The organism is Actinoplanes sp. NPDC051513 (genome assembly GCF_044454685.1).
Taxonomy (GTDB): Bacteria; Actinomycetota; Actinomycetes; order Mycobacteriales; family Micromonosporaceae; genus Actinoplanes.
Genome location: NZ_JBITDW010000024.1, coordinates 21,880 through 47,646, shown reverse-complemented (window position 1 = coordinate 47,646; position 25,767 = coordinate 21,880). Strand labels below are relative to the sequence as shown.

22 protein-coding genes are annotated in these 25,767 nt (G+C 71.5%); 14 read left to right on the top strand and 8 right to left on the bottom strand.

Annotation, left to right across the window (positions count from 1 at the left end; translation table 11 throughout):
* The first annotated feature begins 2 nt into the window (after positions 1 to 2).
* Genes ACIA5D_RS41770 through ACIA5D_RS41755 form a run of 4 tightly spaced genes read left to right on the top strand, consistent with a single transcriptional unit; the run spans position 3 to position 5,344 of the window.
* Positions 3 to 1,331: a dihydrolipoyl dehydrogenase family protein gene (locus tag ACIA5D_RS41770; RefSeq protein ID WP_396036120.1), complete on the top strand. Its 1,329-nt coding sequence runs from the start codon at positions 3 to 5 to the stop codon at positions 1,329 to 1,331.
* Positions 1,328 to 2,794 carry a DHA2 family efflux MFS transporter permease subunit gene (locus ACIA5D_RS41765; protein WP_396036118.1) on the top strand — a complete coding sequence of 489 codons (1,467 nt, stop codon included), beginning with the start codon at positions 1,328 to 1,330 and terminating at the stop codon, positions 2,792 to 2,794. The genes ACIA5D_RS41770 and ACIA5D_RS41765 overlap by 4 nt, the downstream gene beginning before the upstream one ends.
* Positions 2,791 to 3,513, top strand: a complete 723-nt coding sequence (locus ACIA5D_RS41760; RefSeq protein WP_396036117.1) for an SDR family oxidoreductase — start codon at positions 2,791 to 2,793, stop codon at positions 3,511 to 3,513. The genes ACIA5D_RS41765 and ACIA5D_RS41760 overlap by 4 nt, the downstream gene beginning before the upstream one ends.
* A 4-nt stretch (positions 3,514 to 3,517) precedes the next feature.
* Positions 3,518 to 5,344, top strand: a complete 1,827-nt coding sequence (locus ACIA5D_RS41755; RefSeq protein WP_396036116.1) for a glycoside hydrolase family 15 protein — start codon at positions 3,518 to 3,520, stop codon at positions 5,342 to 5,344.
* A gap of 1,153 nt (positions 5,345 to 6,497) precedes the next feature.
* On the opposite strand, the gene ACIA5D_RS41750 is transcribed toward ACIA5D_RS41755, so the two are convergent.
* The gene (locus ACIA5D_RS41750) at positions 6,498 to 7,502 is read right to left on the bottom strand and encodes a GNAT family N-acetyltransferase (RefSeq protein WP_396036115.1); all 1,005 of its coding nucleotides are present in this window, start codon (positions 7,500 to 7,502) and stop codon (positions 6,498 to 6,500) included.
* Positions 7,503 to 7,676: 174 nt separating this feature from the next.
* Between ACIA5D_RS41750 and ACIA5D_RS41745 the strand changes: the two genes are divergently transcribed.
* From ACIA5D_RS41745 to ACIA5D_RS41705, 9 genes are read left to right on the top strand one after another with little or no spacing between them, the layout of a single operon-like run.
* Positions 7,677 to 8,447, top strand: coding sequence for a polysaccharide deacetylase family protein (locus tag ACIA5D_RS41745; protein ID WP_396036114.1), 771 nt, complete (start codon positions 7,677 to 7,679; stop codon positions 8,445 to 8,447).
* Positions 8,440 to 9,564, top strand: coding sequence for a DegT/DnrJ/EryC1/StrS family aminotransferase (locus ACIA5D_RS41740; RefSeq protein ID WP_396036113.1), 1,125 nt, complete (start codon positions 8,440 to 8,442; stop codon positions 9,562 to 9,564). The genes ACIA5D_RS41745 and ACIA5D_RS41740 overlap by 8 nt, the downstream gene beginning before the upstream one ends.
* 2 nt (positions 9,565 to 9,566) lie before the next feature.
* Positions 9,567 to 10,784, top strand: a complete 1,218-nt coding sequence (locus ACIA5D_RS41735; protein ID WP_396036112.1) for a glycosyltransferase family 4 protein — start codon at positions 9,567 to 9,569, stop codon at positions 10,782 to 10,784.
* Positions 10,771 to 12,282, top strand: a complete 1,512-nt coding sequence (locus tag ACIA5D_RS41730; protein ID WP_396036111.1) for a protein kinase — start codon at positions 10,771 to 10,773, stop codon at positions 12,280 to 12,282. The genes ACIA5D_RS41735 and ACIA5D_RS41730 overlap by 14 nt, the downstream gene beginning before the upstream one ends.
* Positions 12,275 to 13,552 carry a lipopolysaccharide biosynthesis protein gene (locus ACIA5D_RS41725; protein WP_396036109.1) on the top strand — a complete coding sequence of 426 codons (1,278 nt, stop codon included), beginning with the start codon at positions 12,275 to 12,277 and terminating at the stop codon, positions 13,550 to 13,552. The genes ACIA5D_RS41730 and ACIA5D_RS41725 overlap by 8 nt, the downstream gene beginning before the upstream one ends.
* Entirely contained in the window at positions 13,549 to 14,724 is a 1,176-nt protein-coding gene (locus ACIA5D_RS41720; RefSeq protein WP_396036107.1) for an O-antigen ligase family protein, read from the top strand. Before ACIA5D_RS41725 ends, ACIA5D_RS41720 begins: the two co-directional genes overlap by 4 nt.
* Positions 14,721 to 15,812 (top strand): hypothetical protein, encoded by a 1,092-nt coding sequence (locus tag ACIA5D_RS41715; RefSeq protein ID WP_396036105.1) that lies wholly within the window; start codon positions 14,721 to 14,723, stop codon positions 15,810 to 15,812. Before ACIA5D_RS41720 ends, ACIA5D_RS41715 begins: the two co-directional genes overlap by 4 nt.
* Entirely contained in the window at positions 15,812 to 16,828 is a 1,017-nt protein-coding gene (locus ACIA5D_RS41710) for a GNAT family N-acetyltransferase (protein ID WP_396036104.1), read from the top strand. Before ACIA5D_RS41715 ends, ACIA5D_RS41710 begins: the two co-directional genes overlap by 1 nt.
* Positions 16,829 to 16,837: 9 nt before the next feature.
* The gene (locus ACIA5D_RS41705) at positions 16,838 to 18,076 is read left to right on the top strand and encodes an FAD-dependent monooxygenase (protein ID WP_396036103.1); all 1,239 of its coding nucleotides are present in this window, start codon (positions 16,838 to 16,840) and stop codon (positions 18,074 to 18,076) included.
* Here ACIA5D_RS41705 and ACIA5D_RS41700 read toward each other — a convergent pair.
* Genes ACIA5D_RS41700 through ACIA5D_RS41685 form a run of 4 tightly spaced genes read right to left on the bottom strand, consistent with a single transcriptional unit; the run spans position 17,972 to position 22,791 of the window.
* On the bottom strand, positions 17,972 to 19,039 hold the full coding sequence (locus ACIA5D_RS41700) for a hypothetical protein (RefSeq protein WP_396036102.1): 1,068 nt from the start codon (positions 19,037 to 19,039) through the stop codon (positions 17,972 to 17,974). The two genes, ACIA5D_RS41705 and ACIA5D_RS41700, sit on opposite strands and share 105 nt — an antisense overlap.
* Complete coding sequence (locus ACIA5D_RS41695) at positions 19,017 to 19,664, bottom strand: sugar transferase (protein ID WP_396036101.1); 648 nt, start codon at positions 19,662 to 19,664, stop codon at positions 19,017 to 19,019. Before ACIA5D_RS41695 ends, ACIA5D_RS41700 begins: the two co-directional genes overlap by 23 nt.
* Positions 19,661 to 20,917, bottom strand: coding sequence for a nucleotide sugar dehydrogenase (locus ACIA5D_RS41690; protein WP_396036100.1), 1,257 nt, complete (start codon positions 20,915 to 20,917; stop codon positions 19,661 to 19,663). The genes ACIA5D_RS41695 and ACIA5D_RS41690 overlap by 4 nt, the downstream gene beginning before the upstream one ends.
* Positions 20,917 to 22,791: a polysaccharide biosynthesis protein gene (locus tag ACIA5D_RS41685; RefSeq protein ID WP_396036099.1), complete on the bottom strand. Its 1,875-nt coding sequence runs from the start codon at positions 22,789 to 22,791 to the stop codon at positions 20,917 to 20,919. Before ACIA5D_RS41685 ends, ACIA5D_RS41690 begins: the two co-directional genes overlap by 1 nt.
* A 266-nt stretch (positions 22,792 to 23,057) precedes the next feature.
* Here ACIA5D_RS41685 and ACIA5D_RS41680 point away from each other — a divergent pair, with 266 nt between their 5' ends.
* Complete coding sequence (locus ACIA5D_RS41680; protein WP_396036098.1) at positions 23,058 to 24,185, top strand: glycosyltransferase; 1,128 nt, start codon at positions 23,058 to 23,060, stop codon at positions 24,183 to 24,185.
* A gap of 22 nt (positions 24,186 to 24,207) precedes the next feature.
* Here ACIA5D_RS41680 and ACIA5D_RS41675 read toward each other — a convergent pair whose 3' ends face one another.
* The 3 genes from ACIA5D_RS41675 to ACIA5D_RS41665 form a co-directional block, all read right to left on the bottom strand.
* Complete coding sequence (locus ACIA5D_RS41675) at positions 24,208 to 24,339, bottom strand: hypothetical protein (protein ID WP_396036096.1); 132 nt, start codon at positions 24,337 to 24,339, stop codon at positions 24,208 to 24,210.
* A gap of 183 nt (positions 24,340 to 24,522) precedes the next feature.
* On the bottom strand, positions 24,523 to 25,065 hold the full coding sequence (locus ACIA5D_RS41670) for a VanZ family protein (protein ID WP_396036095.1): 543 nt from the start codon (positions 25,063 to 25,065) through the stop codon (positions 24,523 to 24,525).
* 22 nt (positions 25,066 to 25,087) lie between these two features.
* On the bottom strand, positions 25,088 to 25,693 hold the full coding sequence (locus ACIA5D_RS41665; protein WP_396036093.1) for a LuxR C-terminal-related transcriptional regulator: 606 nt from the start codon (positions 25,691 to 25,693) through the stop codon (positions 25,088 to 25,090).
* Positions 25,694 to 25,767: the final 74 nt, after the last annotated feature.

Below are 25,767 nucleotides of genomic sequence, written 5' to 3'. Positions count from 1 at the left end.
GCATGCCCGACTACGACGTGATCGTGCTGGGCGCGGGCGCGCCCGGTGAGCACTGCGTCGGCGACCTCGTCGACGGCGGGCTGCGGGTCGCCGTCGTCGAGCAGCGCCTGGTCGGCGGCGAGTGCTCGTACTACGCCTGCATCCCGTCCAAGACCCTGCTGCGGCCGGGCGAGGCGGTGCACGAAGCCCGCGAGGCGGCCGCGACCGCCGAGGTCGACGTCGACGCCGCGCTGGCCTGGCGCGACTTCATGGTGTCCGACTACACCGACGCCGGGGCGGCGCGCTGGCTGACGGACAACAACGTCGACCTGATCCGCGGGCACGGCCGTCTCGCCGGTCCGGGCGCGGTCGAGGTCGACGGCGTCCGCTACACGGCCGAGCACATCGTGCTGTCCACCGGCTCCGATCCGGCGATCCCGCCCGTCCCGGGCCTGGCCGGGCTCGACGGCGTCTGGACCAACCGCGAGGCCACCTCGATGAAGGAGGTGCCGCGGCGCCTGCTGGTGCTCGGCGGCGGTCCGGTCGGGGTCGAGCTGGCGCAGGCGGTACGGCGCTTCGGCGGCGAGGTGGTGCTGGTGCAGCACGGCCGGCACCTGCTTTCCAACGAGCCCGCGGCGCTCGGCGACGCGCTGGCCGAGGTGCTGCGACGAGACGGTATCGAGATCGTTCTGGGCGCGGGGGCGACCGAGGCCCGCCGCGACGGCGACGACTTCGTGCTCGTCCTCGACGACGGCCGGGAGCTGCGCGGCGACCGTCTGCTGGTGGCGACCGGCCGCAAGATCCGCATCGACGACCTGGGCCTGGAGACGGTGGGGATCCAGGGCGGGCCGAAGGGCATCCCGCACGACGCCCGGCTGCGCGCCGCCGAGAACCTCTGGGTGGTCGGCGACGCCACCGGGAAGTTCCTGCTCACCCACGTCGGCAAGTACCAGGGCGAGGTCGTGGCGTCGAACATCCTCGGCGAGGTGCGCGAGGCCAACTACGAGGCGGTGCCCCGGGTGGTCTACACCGACCCGCAGGCCGCCGCGGTCGGCGCGACCGAGGCGCCGTACAGCGGGACGGCGAAGCTGAACGCGATCGCCAAGACCGAGACCTACACCCGCGAGTACGCCCAGTCGAACGGCTTCCTCACGCTGCTCAGCGACGGGGAGCGCCTCGTCGGGGCGTACGCGTTCGGTCCGGAGGCCGGGGAATGGCTGCAGCAGGCCACCGTCGCGATCCGGGCGCACGTGCCGATCGACGTGCTGCGGGACACCATCCAGCCGTTCCCGACATTCTCGGAGATCTTCGTGGGGGCGCTCAAGGCGCTCCGGGCCGAGATCAAGAAATGACCACCACGCCGCTGCGCAGCCGGGTCGGCGCCGCCCTCATCGCGGCGACCGTCCTGGCGTCGATGGTCGGCTTCCTCGACGCGAACGTGGTAAACGTCGCGGTGCCGGCGATCGGCCGTGACCTGGGCGCCGGGGTGGCCGGCCTGCAGTGGGCGCTGACCGGATACCTGCTCACCGTGGCGGCGCTGCTGCTGCTCTCGGGGGCGCTCGCCGACCACTTCGGCCGGCGGCGGATCTTGATCATCGGGCTGCTGGCGATGCTCGGCTCGTCGGTGCTGTGCGCGGTGGCGCCGACGATCGGGGTGCTCGTCGCGGCCCGGGTGCTGCAGGGCGCGGGCGCCGCCATGGTCGTGCCGACCAGCCTCGCCCTGCTCAACGGCACGTTGCGGGTCGACGACCGGGCGCGCGGCATCGGGCTCTGGGCGGGGCTGGCCACGATCGGCACCACCGTCGGCCCGTACGCCGGTGGCTGGCTGGTCGACAACGCCGGCTGGCGCTGGATCTTCCTGCTGAACGTGCCGCTGATCCTGCTGGCCCTGCTCGCGCTGCGCTGGGTGCCGGAGGCCGCCGACGAGCGGCGGCCGCTCTCGCTCGACGCGGCCGGCGCGATCCTGGCCGTCCTCGGCATCGGCGGCGTCATCTTCGCCCTGACCCGGGGCGCCTCGACGGGCTGGGACGACCCGGCCGTGCTGATCGCCGGGATCGTCGGGGTGGCGGGGCTGGTCGCGCTCACCCCGGTCGAGCGGCGGGTCAAGGCGCCGATGGTGCGGCTGTCGCTGTTCAAGTCGCGCCAGTTCGACGCGATCAACGTGACCACCGTGCTGTTCTACGGTGCGCTCGCGGCCGGCGGCTACCTGCTGGTCCTGCAGTTGCAGCTGGTGCTCGGCTACTCGGCCGCCGAGGCGGGCGCGGCCGCGATCCCGAACTCGATCGTCTTTCTCGCGCTGTCGCCGGTCAGCGGCGCCCTGGTGCCCAGGATCGGGCCGCGCTGGCTGATGGTGGCCGGGATCGTCGCGGTGGCGGCCGGGTTCGCATGGATCTCCAACGCACAAGCGGGCGACACGTACGCCTCCGCGATCCTTCCCGGAGTTCTGCTGCAGGGTCTCGGCCTCGGCCTGGCCGTGACCCCGCTGACTTCCGCCGTGCTGGCCGCGGTCGACGACGCCGACCTCGGCGAGGCCTCGGCCGTCAACGACGCCGCCTCCCGGGTCGGCGCGGTCCTCGCGGTCGCGGCCGTCCCGCTGCTGATCGGCGCCGGCGGCGGGGATCTCGGGAACGCCCTCGTGGACGGCTTCCGGCCCGCCATGCTGGTGCTCGCGGCGTTCTGCGTGCTCTCGGCCGTGGTCACGGCGGTGTTCGTGAGCGACCGCCGGGCTCGGGTGAAGGCCCCGCGGTTCGCCCCGCCCGCACCGCACCACGGCTGCGCCCTTCCCGCCACTACCTCGATGGGGGTCAGACAATGAGCAAGCTCGACGGACAGACCGTGGTCGTGATCGGCGGGAGCGCCGGCATGGGCCTGGAGACCGCCCGGCTCGCCCGCGCCGAGGGCGCCGAGGTGGTGATCACGGGCCGGAATCCCGATCGGCTCAAGGAGGCCGCCGCTGACGTGGACGCGGTGCGCACCGCCGCGTTCGACGCTACGGACGCCGTACAGCTGCAAGGCTTTTTCAGTGATTTTCCCGGTCAGATCGATCATGTCTTCGTGACGGCGGGCGGACCCTACTACGGCCTGCTCGCCGATCTCGACCTCGAGGACGCGCGGCAGCACATCGGCATGGAGCTGACGCTGCCGCTCTACATCGGGCGGGCGGCGATCGGGAAGGTGCGCGGGTCGCTGACCTTCATCGGCGGCACCGGCGCCCGGCAGGTCGCGCCGGGGCTGATCATCACCTCGGCGATGACCAACGCCCAGCCGTCGCTGATCGCGGGGCTCGCGCTGGAGCTCGCGCCGATCCGGGTCAACCTGATCGCGGCCGGGTTCGTGGACACGCCGCTGTCGGCCCGGCTGCTCGGCGACGACCTGGAGAAACGGCGGCAGCAACTGCGCGACACGCTGCCGATCGGGCGGGTGGTCGGGCCGGTGGACGTCGCCGCGCTGGCCGTGCATCTGATGACCAACACCGCGCTGACCGGCGCGACCTATGACATCGACGGTGGCCAGCAGTTCGTGCCGAAGGGCTGAGCGGGTGAGCTCGGTTCCGATCGCGTCGCATGCGCTGCTTTCCGACTGCCACTCGGCGGCGCTGGTGACATCGGACGGGTCTGTCGACTGGATGACCTGCCCGCGGTTCGACAGCCCTTCGCTGTTCGGGCGGCTGCTGGATTCCTCGGCCGGGCACTGGTCCTTGTCTCCCGATGGCGTTCTGTCGGTTTCCCGCCGTTACCTCGAGCGGACGCTCGTGCTGGAGACGACCTTTACGTGTTCGACGGGCACCGTGGTGCTGACCGATGCGCTCGCCATGGGGCTGGGCAACCGGGGACACGCGCTCGGGCGCGGCGCGCCGCACCTGCTGATCCGCAAACTCACGGCATTGTCCGGATCTATCTCGATCTCGATGGAATATGCCCCGCGGCCGGAATATGGGCTGCTGCGGCCTCTCCTGTCGCCGGTCGACGGGGGCGTGACGGCTCGCGGCGGGGCGGAGTGGCTGGTGCTGTCGGCGCCGGCGCCGCTCACCATCTCTTCGGCGACGGCGACGGGGCGCCTCGAGCTCTCGGCCGGCGACACGTACGTGTTCGGCCTGCACCGCTCCACGCTGGAGGAGACGCCGGCCCACATCTGGGACCAGGACGCCCTGATCGCGCGGCTCGGCGAGACGGTCGAGGCGTGGCGGTCGTGGTCGGCGCTGCACCAGAACTACGAGGGCCCGTGGCGGGAGCTCGTGCACCACAGCGGCCGCGTCCTGCAGGGCCTGACGTTCCAGCCGAGCGGCGCGATCGTCGCGGCCGCCACCACGTCGCTGCCCGAGGAGGCCGGCGGCTCGCGCAACTGGGACTACCGGTTCTCGTGGGTGCGCGACGCCAGCTTCACCATGGAGGCCCTGTGGGTAGCGGCGTGCCCCGACGAGGTCAGCGACTTCTTCGCCTTCATGACCACCGCCGCCGCCGGCGCCGTCGAACCCCTCCAGATCATGTTCGGGGTGGGCGGCGAGCACGATCTGTCGGAACGCACCCTGCCGCACCTCACGGGCTGGCGTGACTCGAGCCCCGTGCGCATCGGCAACGGCGCGTGGCAGCAGAAGCAGATCGACGTGTACGGCGAACTGCTCGACGCCGCGCTCCTGCTGGCCGACAAGATCACCGAGATGGACGAGGACCTGCGCGCCTTCCTGGTGGCGCTGGCCGACACGGCGGCGAACCGCTGGCGCGACCCCGACCAGGGCATCTGGGAGGTACGCGGCGAGCCCCGCCACTTCCTGTACTCGAAGGTGATGTGCTGGGTGGCCCTCGACCGCGCCCTCAAGCTCGCGGACCGCCTGTCGGCCACCGACCACGCCGCCCACTGGAAGGCCGCCCGCGACGAGATCTGGCAAACCGTCATCGATTCCGGCTGGAACCCGGCGGCGGGCGCCTTCACCCAGTACTTCGGCGGCGACACCCTCGACGCGTCGACCTTGATGATCCCGATCGTCGGCTTCCTGCCCGCCGACGATCCGCGCGTGCTGGCCACCATCGACGCGATAGCCACCCGCCTGACCGACTCGCGCGGCCTGGTGTACCGCTACCGCGCCGAATCCGGCGTGGACGGCGTCGAAGGGGGCGAGGGCACGTTCCTGCTGTGCACGTTCTGGCTCGCCCAGGCGCTGGCGATGGCCGGGCGGGTCACGGAGGCACGCGAGGTGTTCGTGCGGGCAGCCGCGTACGCCAACGACGTCGGCCTGCTCGCCGAGGAGGTCGACCCGGCCACGGGCGAGTTGCTCGGGAACTTTCCGCAGGCCTTCAGCCACATCGGCCTGGTCAACGCGGCGTGGGCGATCACCCAGGCGGAGCAGCGCAGTTCGTCGCCCGGGTAGACGCCCAAGACCTGGAGGAGCCGCCTGCCGACCCAGCGCCGCCTGCCGACCCAGCGCCGCCTGCCGACGCAGCGCCGCCTGCCGACTCAGCGCCGCCTGCCGACTTCCGCCCGCCTGCCGGCCCTCGGCCGACCGCTTACCCCCGCCCGACTGTTGGCTCCCACCCGACCGCTGGCCCCCCACCCGACCGCTGGCCCCCACCCGACCGCTGGCCCCCACCCGACCGCTGGCCCCCACCCGACCGCTGGCCCCCGACCGATCGCTGGCCCCCGACCGTCGGCAGGCTTGCAGCCGTCGGCAGGCTTGCGGGGCTCGACGCCTGCTGCTCCCCGACTGTCCCTGAGGCCTGCGCGGTGTCGCATGGCCACGCCGCCGGAGACGGCGATGCGAGCGCCCGGTCGGACCCTGCCGCGGTCAGCCCCGCCGCGGTCAGCCCCGCCGCGGTCAGCCCCGCCGGCGCGCCCGCGCTGCTTCCGCTGCTGTGCAGGCGGCGCAGCTTCCGGGCGTGCCGCTGTGCGAGGCCCCAATCGCGGTGGCGGGCATGCTCGCGCCGAAACTCTTCGGCCGCCGGAGAATAATTGCGCCGCCGGCTACAGTCACGCATTCCGTCCAGTTCACTTCTGGTGAAGAACCCGAGCTGCCCCATACCAGAATTATTTCACTTCGGAGAATGCAGCGGTAAGCCCGAATCCCCAGTCGATCGTGCCAATATGGCCTCCGGGTGACCGTGATCAAAAGACATTTTCACCGGTCTCCGAAGATAGCGGCGATCCCATTTCCGGCATCGACCAGCAGAGCCACCCACCCTGCGCGACGGGCCGCGTTCACCGCAACCGAGCAGGCTCCGAACCGTGGCCCGACCATCACGAACGCGTAGCCGGCCGCACCCACCGCGACCAGCCAGACGCCGGGCCATGGCAACCCCGCGCAATCACCCCGACCAGGCAGGCACCATTTGAAAGCGTCGAACTTCAGGACTGCTTGACGGCGGCAAGAACCGCATCCAACCGCCCGTCAAGCGGCCCACCCAATTCCAATACCGGCGTATCCGGCCAAAGATTGTCGCCGGCGCCGACGAGCGGATGCTGAGCACCGAGCGGGACATCAGCGCCAGGTAGTCCTCCAGCGACGGCGGAAACTGGAAAAGGCGATCTCAGCCTCGGGACAGGCGGGCCAGGGCGCGCTGCCGCAAGGCAAAAGCCTCCTTCGCCGCGTCGCGCAGCCCAGCTACCAAAGGCGAACGGGAGCGACGCGCCCACGGCACCGGCACCTCGATGGTCCCGTACTTCTGCTTGTAGGAGTTGCCGCCCACGAAGTCGAACTCGGTGACGCCGCGGGAACGAGCCCACCGCAGCGCATGCCAGATCAGGGCCTCGTTGGGGCGCAGATGCTGGTCGGGGCGGTACGACGCCCCGCCCCAGAAGTACATGGTGCGGTGATACCAGGGCAGTACGGCGGTGGCGATACAGCGGCCCTCAGGGTCGCGGGCTCGCAGCAGCAGGATGCTGCCGGACGGCGAGAGATTGCGGATCAATGCGCGGACGCGGTCGATCGAATACGTCGGCACGAGATTCTGTTTCGCGAAAACGTCGCGCAACTGGGCGTAGAAATCATCGGCGAATGAGGGATCATCGTGCGCCTCTTCGATGACGACGCCGGACTTTTGGGCCTTGCGGATGTTGCGGCGGCAGGCCGAGGCCATCGCGCCGAACAATTGATCTTCGGACGGGGAGAGATCGATCACGGCGGTCGGCGCGGAGGCCCAGCGCATGCCGAGCCCGTCGAGATCGGCCTCGGAAGCGAAGCGATCGCGCACCTCGAGGTGCGCGCAGCCGAGCGAACCGAACGCGAAGGGTGCGAGCGCCGACAGGGCGGCTCGCCGCGAGACCCCGGGTTGCAGGTTGAAGCCCTGGTAGGAGGTGGTCCAGCCGGCCATCGGGCTGCCCAGGATGCGCAGGCCGAAGCGCCTGGTGACCAGGCCGGTGAAGTGACCGACGGTGGCGGGGCCGTCATGGACGGTGGCCAGCACGGGCTCGGCGTGCTGGGCCTCGGCGACGAACCGCAGCCACTGCGGGGTGTGGAAGAGCAGGCGATCCGCGTACGCCTCCCGGTCGCGCCACAGCTCGGCGGTGGGCTCGGCCCGTCGCAACTCCAGCATGGGATCCCCCGGGGAAAAGCTGGGCCCTGAATAACCCTCCGCCGGATGATGCGCCGCCGATCGCCCATTTCGCAAGGACCGTTCGGGCGCGATTAATTGAATATGAAATTCCCTCGCATTCCATATGACAATTGCTACTGACGCTACCCGCCACGCATTTGTCAGCCTGGAAACATGCGGTCGCCGACCCCCATCCAACGACGCCTGAACGAGCTCGGGCTGCGCAGCCGCCTGCGCCGGCGGCCGCGGCTGCAGGGCCGGATCCTGGCCCTGGCCAGCGCGCGCAAGCGACTGCCGGCCACAGCGGGCCTCTACTTCCCCTTCTACCACGACGTGCTGCCGGAATACGCGAACGGCCTGCGCCGCCACCTCGCCGCGTTCCAGGAGCGCGGGCCGCTGATCTCCTGGACCGCGGCGCTCGAGGTGCTCACCGGCACGCGCAGGCTCGACGGGCCGATGTTCTGCCTCTCCTTCGACGACGGCCACGCGAGCTGGCGGGATGTGGTCGCCCCGATCCTGGCCGAGCGGAGCATCCCGGCCACGTTCTTCGTCACCACCGGCCTGATCGGGCAGCCGGGCAACCTGAGCTGGAACGACTGCCGTGACCTGCGAGCTGCCGGCCACACTGTCGGCTCTCATACGATCACCCATCCCCGCCTCGCCGACTGCGACGACGAGACGGCCTTGCGGGAGATCGCCGAGTCGAGAAAAGAGCTCGAGGACGAGCTCGGCACCGAGATCAAAGACTTCGCCGCCCCGTACGGAAACCCTGCGGTTGATCTTGGAGACCGGGAGATCCGCGCGGCGCGTGAGGCCGGTTATCGCAGCTTCGCCACGACGCTGCGGCCGGCCATGCACGTGGGCGACTCTCCGATGTGGATTCACCGGCAGGGACTGCACCCGGCCTGGCCGCTCTCGGCAGTAAGGACACGCGTTCATGAGTGACACGCGCATCTTCCTGTCGCCGCCCGACGTCAGCGACGTCGAGCGCAAGCTGCTGCTGGCGGCCTTCGACTCGAACTGGGTCGCGCCGGTCGGCCCCGACCTCGACGCGTTCGAGGCGCAGGTCGCCGAGCTGGTCGGCGTGCGGCACGCGGTGGCCCTCGCCAGCGGCACCGCGGCGCTGCACCTCGCGCTGGTGGCGGCCGGTGTGCGGCGCGGCGACACCGTGCTGGTCCCCTCGTTCACCTTCGCCGCGACCGCGAACGCGGTGATGTACCTGGGCGCCCGCCCGGTCTTCCTCGACTCGACCCCGCAGAGCTGGAACGTCGACCCGGAGCTGATCGCCCAGGAGCTGCGCGCCCGGGCGGGAGCGGGCCAGCTGCCACGCGCGGTGATCGCGGTCGACATGTACGGCCAGTGCGCCGATTACCAGCCGCTGCTCGACGCCTGCGACCGCTACGGCGTGCCCCTCATCGAGGACGCGGCCGAGGCGCTCGGTGCGTCCTACCGCGGCAGACCGGCCGGCTCGTTCGGCCTCGCGGGGGTGCTGTCCTTCAACGGCAACAAGATCATCACCACCGGCGGGGGCGGCATGCTGCTCACCGACGACGGCGGCGTGGCCAAGCGGACCCGGCACCTGGCCACCCAGGCCCGCGAGCCGGTCGCGCACTACGAGCACCGCACAGTCGGCTACAACTACCGGCTGAGCAACCTGCTCGCCGCCGTCGGCCGCGGCCAGGTGCAGCGGCTCGCCGAAATGATCGCCGCGCGGCATGCGACGGCCCGCTACTACCGCGAGGCGCTGGGCGACCTGCCGGGCCTCAGCTTCATGCCGGTCGCCTCCTACGGCCGGCCGAACTGGTGGCTCACCTGCCTGCTGGTCGACCCCGACGAGTTCGGCGCCGACCGCGACCAACTGCTCGCGCGCCTCGCGCGGCACAACATCGAGGCCCGGCCGGCCTGGAAGCCGATGCACCTGCAGCCGGTCTTCCAGGACTGCGTGATGCGCGGCGGCGAGGTCAGCGCCGACCTCTTCCGCCGCGGGCTGTGCCTGCCGAGCGGCTCGGCGCTCACCGAGAACGACCGGGAACGCGTCGTCGCAGCCGTGCGGGAGGGCTGAGCATGCGCATCGTCTACATCCACCAGTACTACTGCAATCCCGGGATGACCGGCGGGATCCGCTCCTACGAACAGGCCCGGCGGCTGGTCGCGCGGGGCCACACCGTCGACGTCATCACCACCGACATCGCCGGAGGCCCGCGGCGGGTCACCGACGACGACGGCGTCACCGTGCACTGGTACCCGGTGCCGTACTCGAATCACATGTCGTACGCCCGGCGCCTGCGCGCCTTCGGTGAGTTCATGGTGCTCGCCGCGGCGAAGGCCGCACGCCTGAAGGCCGACCTGGTCTTCGCCACCAGCACCCCGCTCACGGTCGCGGTGCCCGGGGTCGCCGCCGCGCGCCTGCGGCGCGTCCCGTTCGTCTTCGAGGTGCGCGACCTGTGGCCCGAGGTGCCGATCGAGATGGGCGCGCTGCGCAACCCCCTGGCCCGGAGGCTCGCCTGCGGCCTCGCCAACTTCGCGTACCGCAACGCCACCGAGGTCATCGCGCTCTCGCCGGGCATGGCGGCGGGCGTGACCGCCCGCCGGCCAGAAACCAGGATCACGATGATTCCGAACGCCGCCGACATCGAGCTGTTCGAGGGCGTACGGCCGGAAGCGGTGCGCCGCTTCCGCGAGGAGCACCGCTGGCTGGGCGACCGGCCGCTGATCGTCTACACCGGAGCGCTGGGCGCCGTGAACGGGGTCGACTACCTCGTGCGGGCCGCGCGGCGGATGCACGAGCTCGACCCGGACGTCCAGGTGCTCATCGTCGGGCACGGCCGGGAATGGGAGTCCACCAAGGCGCTCGCCGCCGCGCACGGGCTGCTCGACACGACCGTGCACATGTGGGAGAAGGTGCCCAAGGCCGACCTGCCGGTGATCCTCGGCGCCGCCACCATGTCGTCGAGCTTCGTACGGCCCATCCGCGCGCTCTGGGAGAACTCGGCCAACAAGTTCTTCGACGCGCTCGCGGCCTCCCGGCCCATCGCCATCAACTACGGCGGCTGGCAGGCCGACCTGCTGCGCGAGACCGGCGCCGGGCTGGTCCTCGACCCGAGCGACGCCGACGAGGCGGGCAAGCTGCTGGCCGACCGCCTCCGCGACGACGAGTGGCTGCGCCGGGCCCGCGAGGCCGCCCACCGCCTCGCCGTCGAGCGCTTCTCCCGCGAGCTTCTCTTCGACCAGTTCGAACAGGTCTTGACCCGGGCTTCAGGAGTGCGCGTTGGAACTGCGTGAATACGTCAAGGCTTGCCGGCGCCGATGGCCCTGGCTCCTCGTCCCGGTGCTGATCGCGGCGGGCGTGGCGGCCGGTCTGTCGCTGTCCTCGCCGCCGGCCTACCGATCGTCGATGGTCCTGTTCATCACCACCGGATCCGGGGATCCGGACGCCAAGGCGAGCCGGCTCAACTCGTACATCGCGCTGCTCACCGGCCCGCGGGTGGCCTCGACCGTGGTCGACAAGGTCGGCCCGCCGCTCACCGCCGACCAGGTGCGCGAGAGCCTCTCGGCGCAGGTGCAGGACGGCACCGACCTGCTCGTGGTCACCGCCACCGACCCGGACGCCGACCGCAGCAAGCGGATCGTCACCACCGCCACCACCGCGCTGGTCGGCCTGGCCAAGCAGCTCGACCCGCCCAGCGCCGCCGCGACCGACGGGCCGAAGCCCTCGGTCACCATCGCCCAGGACCCGGTCACCACCCGCGAGCCCAGCAACCTCGTGCGCAACCTCGCCTTCGCGGCCGTGCTGGGCCTGCTGATCGGCGCGATCGCCGTCGCCGTGCGGGAGGCCACCCGCAAGACCGTGAACGACGAGGACGACCTTCGCCGGCTCGGCCTCGGCGCGGTCGGCGTCATCTCGCTCGGCCGCTCGTCGGGCCTGCCCGGCGAGGCGCTGGCCGAGGGATTCCGGCGGCTGCGCAGCCTGTTGCCCGAGATCGGGCGCGGGTCGCGCGGCTCGTCGCTGCTGCTGGCCGGCAGCCACTCCAAGGAGGGCACCACCGCGGTCGCCTGCGGGCTCGCCATCGCGATGGCCGAGACCGGCGCCCGGGTCGTGCTGGTCGACGCCAACCTGCGCACCCCGGGCGTGGGTCGCTACCTGGCGCTGGACGCCGGGCCCGGGCTCGCCGACGTGCTGGCCGGGCGGGCGTCGGTGCGCGAGGTGCTGCGCGACTCGCTCGACGGGCGGCTCACCGTGGTGCCGTGCGGGGAGAGCCGGACCGACCCGGGCGAGCTGCTCGCCTCGCCGCGGCTCGGCGCCGCGGTGCGGGCGCTCACCGAGACCTTCGACGTGGTGCTGGTGGACGCGCCGCCGCTGCACGGGGTGGCCGACGGCGTGGTGCTGAGCAAGGTGACCGACAGCTCTCTGCTCGTGGTGCGGGCCAACCACACGCCGGTCGCCGACGTCCAGCGCTCGAAGGACCTCCTCGAGCGGGTCGGGGCGAAGCTGGCCGGGGCGGTGCTCAACGCGCTGCCGCGCAAGCTGCCCACCGGGACCGGCTGGCACAGGGAGCGGGCGGCGGTGCCCGGCGGCGCCGGGCTCGGGCTGGTCACCGGGGACGCCGACGTCGCCGAGACGATGGTGATCACACCGGACACCGGGCCGGTCAGCGGGCCGGTCAGCGGGCGAGCGCGGGTGAATCGGCCTCGCGGCAAGGCGACAGTGGTCAACATCGAACCGGACGGCACGCGCGAGCCCGAGAACCTGCCGGCTCAGCGGGAAGACCCCGATGACTGAGCAGCGGGTCGCCGCCGACCCGATCGGCTGGCTCGGCGAGCGGCTCCGCGAGCCGTACGTCCAGCTGGTCGCGTCGCAGCTTCTCATCGGCGTGGTCGCGCTGGCCGCGAACATCATGATGGTGCGGGCGCTCACCCCCGCCCACCGCGGCGAGGTGGCGCTGCTGCTGCAGGTCGTGTACCTGGCCACCCAGGCGTTGCTTCTCGGCACGGAGCGCAGCTTCGTGGCGGCCTATCACGAGGTGCCGCCGGCCACGGCGGTGCGGCTCTACGGCCGGCTGCTCGTGGCGCCGGCGCTGCTCGGCGTGGCCGCCGCGGCGGCGTACGCGATGCTCGCACCCAGCCGGCTCACCCCCGGCCCGGCCGTGCTCGCTCTGGTGACCATTTTCGCGATCGTCGAGGCGGCCAGCCTCGCGAGCCGCTCGGTCGCGATCGCGGCCGGGCGGGTGCACGACTTCCTGGCCTCGCGCGTCATCGAGTCGATCCTGCTGCTCGCCGTCATGGCCGTGCTGTTCCTCGCCCGCGTGGACAGCCCCGAGCTGTGGCTCGGCTCCTACATCGTCGCCTGCCTCGCCCCGACCGCCGGCTACGTGGTCTATTGGCTGCGCCTGCCGGGCGGCGCCGTCTCCGACGAGAACCGCCTCGTGCGACGGCAGGGCGTCGCGCTGTTCCCGGCCGCCATCTCGAACATGGCGATGCTGCGCTCCGACCGGCTCGCGCTGCCCGCGCTCGCCTCCACCACCGCGCTCGGCCTCTACACCGCCGTCGCCACCATGACCGAGCTGCTGGCCTGGCCGCTGCGCGCCTACGCCGACTCGCGGCTGGGCCGCTGGCGGGCCGCTCACCGCGACGGCACGCTGCGCACCCGGCCGATCGTCGTCGCCGCCGTTTGCTACGTGCTCGTCGCGGCCCCGCTCGTGGCCGGCGGCCTCTATCTGCTGATCGTGCCGGTCTTCGGCGAGGACTACGCGCCCGCCCGAGCGGTCGTGCTGCCGCTCGTGCTCGCGGCCGGGCTCTACGCGGTCTCCCGGATCAGCCTCGGCCTGCTGGTCGCGAAGGGGCACGGCACGCTGGTGTCGGCCGCCGAGATCGCCGGGTTCGTCGTGAGCTTCGCCTGCTACCTGCTGCTGATCCCGGGGCATGGCATCGCGGGCGCCGCCTGGGGATCGCTGATCGGGTACGGCGCCGGCCTGGTCTTCGCGCTGATCACCACGAGGTTCGCGCGTGACCGCATCTCGCCCTCCGCCGCGCGTGAGGCCGGCGTGTCATGAACCGGCGGGTCTTCTTCGCCCCGGTGCTGGTGCTGATGCTGGTCGCGATCGGCGGCCGGTTCACGCTCGACCGGGCCGGCTTCCCCGACCTGGCCTGGGTCGACCTGCGGGTGATCGGGCTGGCCGCCGCGCTCGCCGTGCTGGTGGTCGACATCGCCCGCCGACCCGCCCTGGATCTGGCGGCCCCGCGGCGCGAGGGCTGGCTGATCGCCGCCGTGCTGTTCTTCCTCTACCAGATCGCCTCGGGCCTGTGGGCGCCCTCGGCCTCGCGGGTCGGCCCGCAGACGCTCGATCTGGTGCTGATGGCGGGGCTGACCGTCGCCTTCTACCTGTACGCGATCGGCGACCCCGCATCGGTCGTGCGCACCACGTTCTGGCTGTTCTACCTGGCCGGGATCGTCTTCGCGCTGGCCGCCATCTTCATCAACGGCCCCGGCGAGCAGGGCCGCTACTCGGCCTTCGGCGGCGGCCCGAACGTCTTCGTCCGCATCCAGATCCTCGGCATCATCGCCGCCATCGCCCTGTTCCTGCACCACCGTCGCTGGTGGACGCTCGCCCCGGTGCCGCTGTTCCTGCTCGCCGCGGTGCTCTCCGGCTCGCGGGCAGGCCTGCTGGCCGGCGCCGCGGTCGGCGCGGTTGCGCTGCTGAGGCTGCGGCACCGGCTGCGCGCCGCACCGGTCGTCGCGGCGGGCGTGGGGCTGGTCGTGGCCGCTGCGATCGCCTGGCAGTTCGCGCCGCCCGCGTTCACCAGCCTGTTCGAGGAGCGGTTCGTCGAGCAGACCGTGCAGGACCACTATCTCTCCGACCGCACCAGCATCTGGCAGGCGGCCGGAAAGCTGGCGGTCGAGCATCCCGTCGTCGGCACGGGGCTGGACGGCTTCTACGGCACGATCGGCATCAACCAGGGCGTCGAGTACCCGCACAACTACCTGCTCGGGGTCGCCGCCGAGGGCGGCCTCATCGGGATCGCCCTGCTGGCCACCACGATCGTGTTGTGGGCCGGCACCGTGCGGGGCGCCCGCGGAAGCGGCCTGGCCGTGGCCGCCGCCGTCTTCGTGGCCCTGAGCAGCCTGTTCTCCGGCGACTACTACGACGCGCGGCTCGCCTGGCTGTTCGCCGCCCTCGCCGCCGCGGCCGCGGTGGTCCCCTCCCGAAAGCTGGTCCTGACATGACTACCCGTCGGGCGCTTCTCCTGCTGGGCGCCGCCTCGGCGGTGGCCGCCTGCGGGCGTGGCAACGACGTCCCCGCCATGATGACGCCGCTGCCGGCCGAACCGGCCTCGCCGCCGCCGACGGCGAACCTGAAGTCGGTCGCCCAGTGGACCGAGGTGTTCCTGCAGAGCTGGGACTACCAGTACGCGAACAGCACGCCGATGTCGAAGTCGCCGGACAGCTGGGACCACTACGACCTGTCCTACTCGGTCGACTCGTGCATCGCGATGTTCCGGGCCACCCACGAGAACCGCTACCTCGACCGGGCGCTGCAGTTCGTCGAGAACGTGGCCACCGCCGCGGCCCCGTCGAAGTCGTTGCGGCACAGCAGCTTCCACGACGGCTACCTCGGCTGGGCGTCGTCGAAGTCGGGCGAGGGCGGCGACGAGGTGCCGCTCTACGAGAGCTACTTCTGGCGCTACGGCACGGCGCTGCTGGTGGCCATGCGCGACGGCCGGGTGCAGGGCGACCGCTACCGGCGGCTGCTCGACTTCGCCGAGGTGAACGTCTTCGAGAAGTGGTACGCGCGGGGGGCCGGCGAGACCATCTACCGCGACCGCACACACCTCGCGGCGCACTGGGCGCTGATCGCCCGCAACCTCGCGCAGGTCACCACCGACGCGGCCCGCAAGGCCCGCTACCAATCGGTCGCCGGCACCATCGACCAGCGGCTGCGCGGTCAGCTGCGCCGCAACCCGGTGGAGCCGACCGCCTACTTCTGGTCGGATCGCTGGGGCTCGGCGAAGAGGCCCGGGCAGGACGTGAGCCACGGCAACGGCGTCATGGCGTACGTCGCGGAGGCCGGCTGGGCGCGGGCGGAGACGGCGGCGTTCGCGTCGCTGCTCACGAAGGTGATCTGGCCCGGCGGCACGACCTACAAGGGCTACGTGGACGGCAGTGGATCGGACAACGGGTGGTTCTCGGACGGGTTCGTGAAGCTGGGCCGCTTCGACGCGGGCGCGCAACTGCGACTCGACGGGCATCGGGTGGTCAACGATCAGTTCGCCGCGAACATGGCGCTCAACGCCCGGATTCTCAAGGGGGGATGATGTCGGCTTCGCTTCTGACGCCGGACGCTCCGGAGTGGGCCTCGGCCCTGCAACGGCTCCGGCACGACATGTACCACGAGCCGGCGTACGTCGTGCTCGATGCTCGCCTCTACGGTGGGTCGCCGGCCGCCTTCCACTACGCCGAGGGTGACCACGTTCTCCTCATGCCGCTGATCGTGCGGGACATTCCGGACAGCGCCCTGCGGGACGCCCTGTCTCCCTACGGCTATCCCGCTCCGGTCAGCTCCACCGCCGACCCCGCCTTCTGGGATCGCGCGTGCGACGCCATGCGGGCGTCACTTCGCCATCGTTGTATTGTTACGACTTTTGTGCGGCTGCACCCGTTGCTGGAGGCCCCGCTCGACGTGCTGGGCAGGCACGGGTGCCTGGTGCGGCACGGGGAGACGGTCTCGATGGACCTGACCGTGAGCCTCGACGAGATGTGGAGCCAGACCCGATCGGACCACCGCAACCACATCAACCGCGCCCGCCGGGCCGGCACCAAGGTGGTCTTCGACGACTGGGACCGCCTCGCCGAGTGGGTCGGCGTCTACCACGACAACATGCGGCGGGTCGGCGCCTCCGACTACTACTTCTTCACGTACGAGCACCTGTCCGCCCTGCACGACGCGGTCGGCGACCGGATGCACCTGGCGGTCGCGCTCGAGGGCGACGAGGTGGTCGGCGGCAACACGTTCTTCGAGCACGACGGCATCGCCACCGGGTACGTCTCCTCCACCCGCCGTGCGCGCGGCCGGTACGCCGACGAGATGCTCTACGACGAGGTGCGGCGGTTCTGCAAGGCGCGCGGCGGCGCCGTCTTCCACCTCGGCGGGGGCAAGGGCGGCGGCAACGACTCGCTGTTCTCGTACAAGTCCGGCTTCTCGCCGAGCCGGCACGCGTTCCACACCTGGCGCGTGGTCACCGACCCCGAGGCGTACCAGAAATTGGTTGTGGAGAGAAAGCCGCAAGCGGACCCCGAGGATCTCGCCGCCACGTTCCCGTCCTACCGCTGAGGAGCCACCATGCGGATCACCTGCGTCGGCGGCGGCCCCGCCGGTCTCTACTTCGCGGTGCTGGCCAAGCAGGCCGGCCACGAGGTCACCGTGCTCGAGCGCAACCCGGCCGGCGTCACCTACGGCTGGGGTGTGGTGTTCTGGGACGACCTGCTCGACGACCTGTTCCGGCACGACCCGGTCAGCGCCCGGCGGATCTGGGACGCGGCCTACAAGTGGGACGAGTACGAGGTGCGCGCCACCGGCAAGCCGGTCGGCCACCTGGCCGGGTACGGCTTCAGCCTGGGCCGGCACCGGCTGCTCGACATCCTCGCCGAGCGGGCGGCCGAGCTCGGTGTCGACCTGCGCTACCGCGCCGACGTTTCCGACCTCCCGCCGGCCGACCTGGTGGTGGCCTGCGACGGCGCGGGCAGCCGGATCCGCGAGCGCGACGCCGAGCATTTCGGCGCCGAGGTCGAGGCGGGCCGCAACCGCTACATCTGGCTGGGCACGCCGCACGTGTTCCGCACCTTCACGTTCGGCTTCGAGAAGACCGACGCCGGCTGGATCTGGTTCCACGCCTACCCGTTCACCGACGAGGCGAGCACGTTCATCGTGGAGTGCACGCCCGAGACGTGGGAAGGGCTGGGTTTCGGCGAGCTGACCGGCCGGGACGGCTGCGACCTGCTCGCCACGATCTTCGCCCGGCACCTCGGCGGCGAGCCGCTGATCGACCAGCGGGCCGAGACCGGCGGCACCGGCTGGATGAGCTTCCGCCGGGTCGCCAACCGGCGCTGGGACCACGGGAACGTGGTGCTGATGGGCGACGCCGCGCACACCACGCACTTCGCGATCGGCTCGGGCACGAAGCTGGCGATGCAGGACGCGATGGCCCTCGCCTCGTCCCTGTCCACCGCCGACGATCTGCCGGCCGCGCTGGAACGCTACGAGCATCAGCGTCGTTCGCAGCTGGCGCCGTTGCAGCAGGCGGCGAAGGCGAGCAGCGAGTGGTTCGAGCGGATGCCGGAATACGGCGACCTGCCGGCGAAGCAGTTCTCCTACGCGCTGTCCAACCGGCGCGGCACGTATCCGCTGTGGCGGTACATGCTGCACGTGACGACGCAGGGAGGGCCGCCGCGGGCGATGCTGCGGTGGGCGCTGACGCTACGCCGCTGGAGCCGGGCGCGGCGGCGGGTCACGGCCGTCGAGGGCGGCGGCTTCGGGGGCGGCGAGCAGCACCGCCGCGATCCGGCGCACGTCGGCGGCTGAGCAGCGGTGGTCGACGGGGACGGTGAGCATGCGGCCGGCCAGGTCGGCCGCCTCGTCGTCCCCGCTCCACAGGCTTCCGCGGTCCTGACGCCAGTGCACGGGCGCGTAGATGCCGTGCGCGGCAAGGTGTTTCAGAAGGCCGTCTCGTTCGGCTGACGTGCGGCAGACGAGCTGGGCGCGGAACGGCCCGGCCGTCACGGGCGCCTCGGCGGCCAGGGCGCGGGCGTTGGCGATTCCCTTGTCCCGCAGGCCGGAAGCGTCGATCAGCGGGAGCACCGCGGCGGTGAAGGCCGTCGCCGGTCCGGCGCTGCCGAGCAGGGTCTGCTCGCCGCGCTGTTGCAGCACGCGGAATTCGTCCTTGGGGATCGGGCGGCCGTCCAGCCATGCGGACTTGAGCAGCATGGCGGCGAGCTTGAGGTGGGCGCCGTCGCCGGCGCGGCCTTCCGGCCGCGGGATCTCCCGTCCGGTGGGCGACCACAACAGGCCGCCGTCGGGCACCGGCAGCGTTTTCCGCAAAGAGGCGACCGCGTACGGGGCAGAGCTGGCGCGCGCCCAGCCGCTGAGCGGGTCGTGCGAATGGTCCTCGACGACGGTGACCCCGGGGTGGGCGTCCCGCCAGGCGTTCCACGGCTCGCCGTCGTCGCGCCCGAAGAGGTTCTGGGCGAGCACGATGTCGCCGTCGCGCGCGTGCAGCGTCTCCCATCGGGGGCCGCCGTCGTCGGGCAGGTGGCGGTAGAAGGCGATCGGCACGTCGGCCGCCAGCGCCTCGGCCACGCCCATGCAGAAGTAGGACGGCACGTGGAGGCGGCCGGGCGGCCCGACGTGCCGCAGGAGGGCGCTGAGCGCGCCGCAGCCGGTCGCGAACAGCTCGTGCCGGGCCGGCAGCCAGTCGCCACCGGCCGTCAAGACCGCGGGATCCCAGTGGAACTCCGAGCCGATCTCACGCGGCACGGCGTACCTCATGCGCCTGTGCTCGTTGAATGTTGAGCTCGTCGACGTGGACCGGGGGCTCCTCGCGGTGCAACGAGACCGCGGTCATCCAGAGGATGCGCAGGTCGAGCGCGGGCGACCAGTGGTCGACATACCAGCGGTCGAGGACGAAGCGCTGGGCCCAGTCGATGTCCTCGCGGCCGTTGACCTGCGCCCAGCCGGTGATGCCGGGCTTGACCTCGAGGCGGCGGCGGTCCTCGGCCGAGTAGTTCGCGACCTGCGGCAGCACGTCCGGCCGCGGCCCGGTCAGCGCCATCCGCCCGGTGACCACGTTGACCAGCTGGGGCAGCTCGTCGAGGCTGGTGCGGCGCAAGAACCGTCCACATCGGGTGATCCGCGGGTCGTTCTCGAGCAGGCCGAACGGGTCGCCGAGGCCGATCTCCTCGGCCATCCGCACCGAGTCGTGCACCATCGTGCGGAACTTCAGCATCTGGAACGGCACCCCGTCGCGGCCCGCGCGGTCCTGGATGAACAACACGCCCTTGCCGTCGGCGATGCGGATCCAGGCGGCGATGACCAGCATCAGCGGCGAGAGCAGAACCAGCGCGACGGCGGCGGCCAGGCGATTGGCAAGGTCCCAGAGCATTCGTACGGTCATAGCGACTCCACGGTCGGGCCGGTGAGGCGATGGCGGGTGTCGAGGACGTATCCGGCGTGCTGGACGACCAGATCGAGGTCGAAGGCGTCGTGGTCGGCGAGCAGCAGCACCGCGTCGGCGGCGGCGAGCTGCTCGGCGGTCGGCTGCACCCGGGTGACGCGGCGGTCGATGTGCGCGTCCTCGACCACGTGCGGGTCGGCGGCGCGCACGTCGGCGCCCATCTCGAGCAGCAGGGCGGCGATGCGGCGGGCCGGGGACTCGCGGGCGTCGCCGCTGTTGCGCTTGTAGGCGAGGCCGAGCAGCAGCACGGTCGAGCCGTTGACGGCCTTGCGCTGCCGGTTGAGGGCGGCGACCAGGCGGCGGACGACGTAGTCGGGCATGTGGTTGTTGATGTCGTTGGCCAGCTCGACGAAGCGGAAGCTCTGGCCGAGGGCGCGCTGCACCCGCCAGGAGAGGTAGGACGGGTCGATCGGCAGGCAATGGCCTCCTACGCCCGGTCCGGGGACGAAGCGCTGGTAGCCGAAGGGCTTGCTGGCGGCGGCGTCGATCGCCTCCCAGACGTCGATGCCGAGCTCGTGCGCGAAGACGGCCAGCTCGTTGACCAGCGCGATGTTGACGTGCCGGTAGGTGTTTTCGAGGAGCTTGGCCAGCTCGGCGACCCGGGTTTCGCTTACCGGCACGGTGGTGTCGACGATCGTGCCATAAAATGTCCGGATTTTTTCGAGTGAGGTCGGATTTATCCCGGAGACCACCTTGGGTGTGCTGACCAGCGTCCATTCGGTATTGCCGGGGTCGATGCGCTCGGGGCTGTAGCCGAGGTAGAAGTCTGTTCCGGCCGTCAGCCCCGAGCCCTCCTCGAGGATGGGCGCGACCAGGTCGTTTGTGGTGCCGGGGTAGGTGGTGGACTCGAGTGCCACGGTCGCGCCCGGCCTGAGGTAGCGGGCGAGGGTGCGGGCGGCTTGCTCTATGTATGACAGATCGGGCATACCCTCGCGCAGAGGCGTCGGGACCGAGATGACGGCCACGTCGAAGCCAGCACAGGCGCGGGGGTCAGTGGCGGGGTGGAACATGCCGGCGTCCAGGATCTCGCGCAGCTCGGCGTCCTTGATGTCGTCCACATAGGATTCGCCGCCCGCGAGGCGCTTGATGCGCTCCTCGTCCACGTCGAAGCCGACCACGTCGTGGCCGACCTGGGCGGCCCGCACGGCGAGGGGCAGGCCCACGTAGCCCTGGCCCACGATGACGACTCGCATCAGTGCCTCCCGTTCTTGTGTGCCACCGTCAGCGCCGGGCTCTCGGCGAGCCACCGCAGCACCGCGATGAGGTCCTTGCGGGGTGAGGCCGGGTCGAGCAGGGACAGGACCGCGCCGTCCAGCGGCGGCACCGGCACCTGCGACAGCAGCGGGTGGTTGGGCCGCGTGTCCTCCTCGCCCGTACCGAGCAGCACCTCGTGGAGCTTCTCGCCGGGCCGCAGCCCGGTGTAGACGACCTGGATGTGCGTGTCGGCCGTGGCGGCCAGGCGCCGGGCGACGTCGGCGATCCGCACCGGCTCGCCCATGTCGAGCACCAGCACCTCGCGCGTGCTGTCGACCGCGCCGGCCTGGATGACCAGCCGCACGGCCTCCTGCACGGTCATGAAGTAGCGGGACACCTCGGGGTCGGTGACCGTGATCGGCCCGCCCTTCGCCACCTGCGCCTCGAAGGCGGTGAGCACCGAGCCGCGGCTGCCCAGCACGTTGCCGAAGCGGACGCTGCAGTAGGTGCCGGACTCGGACTCGTCGGCGGCCGCGGTGAGCCGCTCGGTGATGCGCTTGGAGTAGCCGAGCACGCTGCACGGGTCGGCGGCCTTGTCGGTGGAGATGTTCACGAACCGCTCGACGCCGTGCCGCAGCGCGGTCTGCAGCATCTGGTAGGTGCCGATGATGTTGGTCTTGAGCGCCTCGGAGGGGTGCATCTCGAGCAGCGGCAGGTGTTTGAGCGCCGCGGCGTGGAAGACGACCTGCGGACGGTGCTCGCGGAACACCTCGTCGAGGCGCTGCTGGTCGCGGATGTCGGCGACCACGAGGTTGCGGTCGTTGAGCAGGCCGCGGCCGTCGAGCGAGAGCTGCACGGCGTGCAGGCCGGACTCGTCGCGGTCGAGCATCACGAGGTCGTCGGGGTGGAACTGGGCGACCTGGCGGCACAGTTCCGAGCCGATCGACCCGCCGGCGCCGGTGACCAGCACCCGGCGGCCCGCCAGGTAGCCGGCGATCGCCGCGAGGTCGATGCCGATCTCGCGGCGGCCGAGCAGGTCGGCGTGGGAGACCGGGCGGATGTCCTCGATGCGTACGGTGCGGCCGAACAGCTCCACCACGGGCGGGACGACCTTGAGGTCGATGTTCAGCTCGCCGGCGAGCGTGCTGAGCTCGCGGACGAGGTCGGCGCCGGCGCTCGGGATCGCGATGAGCACGGCGTCGGCGCGGAACCGTCGCACGACCTCGGGCAGGGCGTGCCGGTTGCCGGTGACCGGCACGCCCATGACCCGCAGGGCGCGCTTGCGCGGGTCATCGTCGAGCAGGGCAACCGGGACGTACGGGCTGGACGGTGTGCGCAGCATCGCGCGGACCACCTGGGCCGCCCCCTCGCCGGCCCCCATCACCACGACCCGGCTGCCCTGCTCCGGCGATGGCCGCAGGCGCGAGTCCTGCAGCAGGCGCGCGGTATAGCGCACTCCGGCCTGAAGCACCAATGCGATCAGGCCGGAGGCGATGATGGCCGAGCGCGGCACGAGCCGGCCCAGCATGGTGTCGAGCAGGAACACCGCCGGCATGGTGATCGCGGCGGTCTTGGCGAGCGCGGCGATCTCCTCGAAGCAGCCGTACGACCACCGTCCGGTGTAGAGGCCGAAGCGGATGCCCGCCAGGGTCTGCACGGCGGCGGCGACCGCGGCGAGCTCGACGAGGCCGCGGAAGTTGAGGTACTCGAGGTGTCCGTCGTGCCGCAGCAGGGTGGCGATCAGCATCGCGATCGCGAGCGCCAGAGCGTCGGCGCCGGCCCGCGCGGCCCGGCCGGGAAGGGCAGCCCACAGAAGCATCGTCCATGGGGTGCCCGTGCGCCATTCGCCAGGCGCGGCCCTCCGTACCTCCATGGGGAATCCCTCCGGAAATTGTCTTTTCCGGAGAGTGCGCCGTCGGCCACCCATCGCCACAGTAGCAATTGTCACGAGCAATATGAGCGTTCTTCACGTTCGCTATTTCACGTGCATCTACCAGCACCTTCGGACTGTCCAACGTGCCTGATCGGCTTTTCCAGGACGTGAGACCTCGTTCATGTTTCCCGTGACATTTGCATCTGTTATTTGCGGCGAAATCTTTGACAGCGTCGATTCCGGGGTGTCGGGAAAATGGAGTCGGCATGAGAGTGCTGCACGTCATCAGCACGCTGTCCGCCGGCGGACCGGAGCATCAGCTGCGACTCCTGGTGAGTCGGCTGCCGCACGAGAGCGAGGTCGTCACGCTCTCACCGCCGGGCGCCGTCGCGGCCGCGCTGCGCGCCGGCGGCACCACCGTGCACGAGCTGAGCGGCCGCCGCGACCTCGCCACGGTCGGCCCACTGCGCCGCCTCATCCGCCGCGGCCGCTTCGACCTCGTGCACACCCACATGCGCCGTGCCTCCGTGCCCGGCCGCTTCGCCGCCCGGCTGGCCGGCGTCCCGAGGGTGGTCGCCACCGAGCACCAGCTCGCCGGCGAGAACGGCCGCCTCCGCGATGTGCTCGACAGCGGACACCCCGCCACGGGTCATGGCGAGCGCCGTGGCCGGTTCCACGACCAGCTCTATCTGGCCGGCGAGCGGCTCGGCCAGGTCACCATCGCGGCCTCCCCCGCGATCGCCGCCCAGCTGCAGGGGTGGGGCGTTCCCGAGTCGCGGATCGCGGTCATCCCCAAGGCCGTCGACGCCGGCGAGTTCCGTTTCGACCCGGGCCTGCGCGCCACCGCCCGCGCCCGCCTCGGCATCGCTCCCGGCGCCGCCGTCGTCGGTGGCGTAGGCCGCCTCGAACCCACCGAACGCTTCGATCGCCTCATCCGCGCCGTCGGCGAAGTTCCCGGCGCGACCCTGCTGCTGGTCGGCGACGGCCCGGCCCGCGACGCCCTGGAGAAGCTGGCCGCCATCGAGGGCATCGCCGATCGGGTCGTCTTCGCCGGCCCGGTCGCGCACGCCCGCGAGATGCTCTGTGCCATGGACGTCTTCGCGTCCCCGTCCGAGGAGACCTCCGGCCTCGTCGTCCTGGAGTCGTTGGCGGCCGGGCTGCCGGCCCTCTACGCCCGCTGCGAGCCGCTGGGACCGCGGCCCACCGTCGAGGGCGTCAAGCGCCTGACCCCGCACGACCGCGAATCGCTGCCGCGGGCGCTGCGGGCCGAGCTGCTGTGCTGCGAGGAGCGGCAGTTCCACCGCCTGCCGCCGCGCACGGCAAGCTCGCGCTACGGCGCCGACCACCTGGCCGACGAGGTCGCCCGCGTCTACGAACAAGCCGGCCGGCGCTAGCGCCGGCCTGGTCTCCGCCGGGTCAGGCGTACAGCGCCAGCCCGGTGAGGCCGATGCCGACCACCGCGTACACACCGTCGAACAGGACGATCTGGGATCCCGACACCACGCCCCAGACGACCCCGACGACGGCGAGGACTGTCGTCGCCGCCATCGAGCGCCGAGCGCGCGCCGCTCCGCGGCCGGGTCGATCGGCGAGCGCAGTGCCGCGCCGTCCCCGGCGCCGGAATCCGCGGGCGGCACGCCGGTCACCATCGGTTCTCCCCTCGGCAATGCCTGAGCCCGGAGGTTATGGGCGCCGGCGCGCGATCGCGTCATCCCGCGGGGGGTGACGCGGCTACTCGGACGCCCGCTCAGCGGTGATCGAGCGACGCAGTGGCCGGACCCGCAGCAGCCGGTCGAAGGCCAGGTAGCCGAGGCAGACGCCGAGCGTGTTGGCGATCAGGTCGTTGGCTTCGGCCCAGCGGTTGTCGTGCACGGTGAGGATCAGCACGCACTGGGTGAGCTCGATGGCCAGGCTCATCAGGAAGCCGAGCCGGATCACCCGCATCTTGTCGCGGATGCCGAAGACGAGGTGAAGGAAAGCGGCGAACGGCAACGTCATCACGACGTTCAGCACGGAGTCGCGCGGGCGGATCTGGGTCAGCGGGAACGGGTTGATCCGGAAGAGCTGCGGCTCGCCGCCGAACGACAGGTGCAGCGGTAACAGGGTCGCTCCGAGCACGGCCACCGCGTACCACCCGGCGAGCCAGGTCACGAGCAGCCGGGCCGGGGTCAGCTCACCACGGCGGCGCAGGATCACCCAAGAAACGACCATGATGAGTACGCCCAGGGGCAGGAGCACCGGCGGCCCGGGGATGACGTACTGGTCGTTTCGCATCCCTACCCACGGTACGTTCCGCTCAGTGCAGCCATCCATCCTTTCGGGCGATCCGGATCGCGTCGAGGCGGTTGCGCGCGCCGGTCTTGGAAATGATCGCCGACAAATAGTTACGCACAGTGCCGCCCGACAAATAGAGGCGGTTGGCGATGTCCTTGACCGAATCCCCCTCGGCGGCGAGCCCGAGCACCTCGAGCTCGCGCGTGCTCAATGACCGGTCGGCGTTGAGCGAGGCGGCCTGCAGCATCGGCGAGACGACCCGCTCGCCGCACGCCAGCCGCCGTACGGAATCGGCCAGTAACGCCTCGGACGCCCCTTTGACCAGAAAATTCAGCCCGGCGGCGCGCCGCCGCGGCGGCAGCATGCCGCGTTTGGCGGGGTCGGAGAGCACGAGCATGGCGCAGGACGGGATCGCCGCGTGCAGGTCGGTGGCGAAGGGCAGGAGCTGACTCACCATGTGCTCGGTGTCGAAGACGATCACGGTGGGCCACAGCTGCACCGCCCGCTCGACCAGGCCGACGTCGAGCGGCAACGTCGCGACGTAGTGCATGTCGGGTTTGGACTCGATGAGCGCGCGCACCGGGACCCCGAAATACCCCTCGTCTCGCACCACCAAAACCCGGATCATGACTCCACCTCGCCAGAGAAGCGGGACGCTACTTACCCTTCTACGCCTGCGTGTCCATTCGAGACCGACCGCCG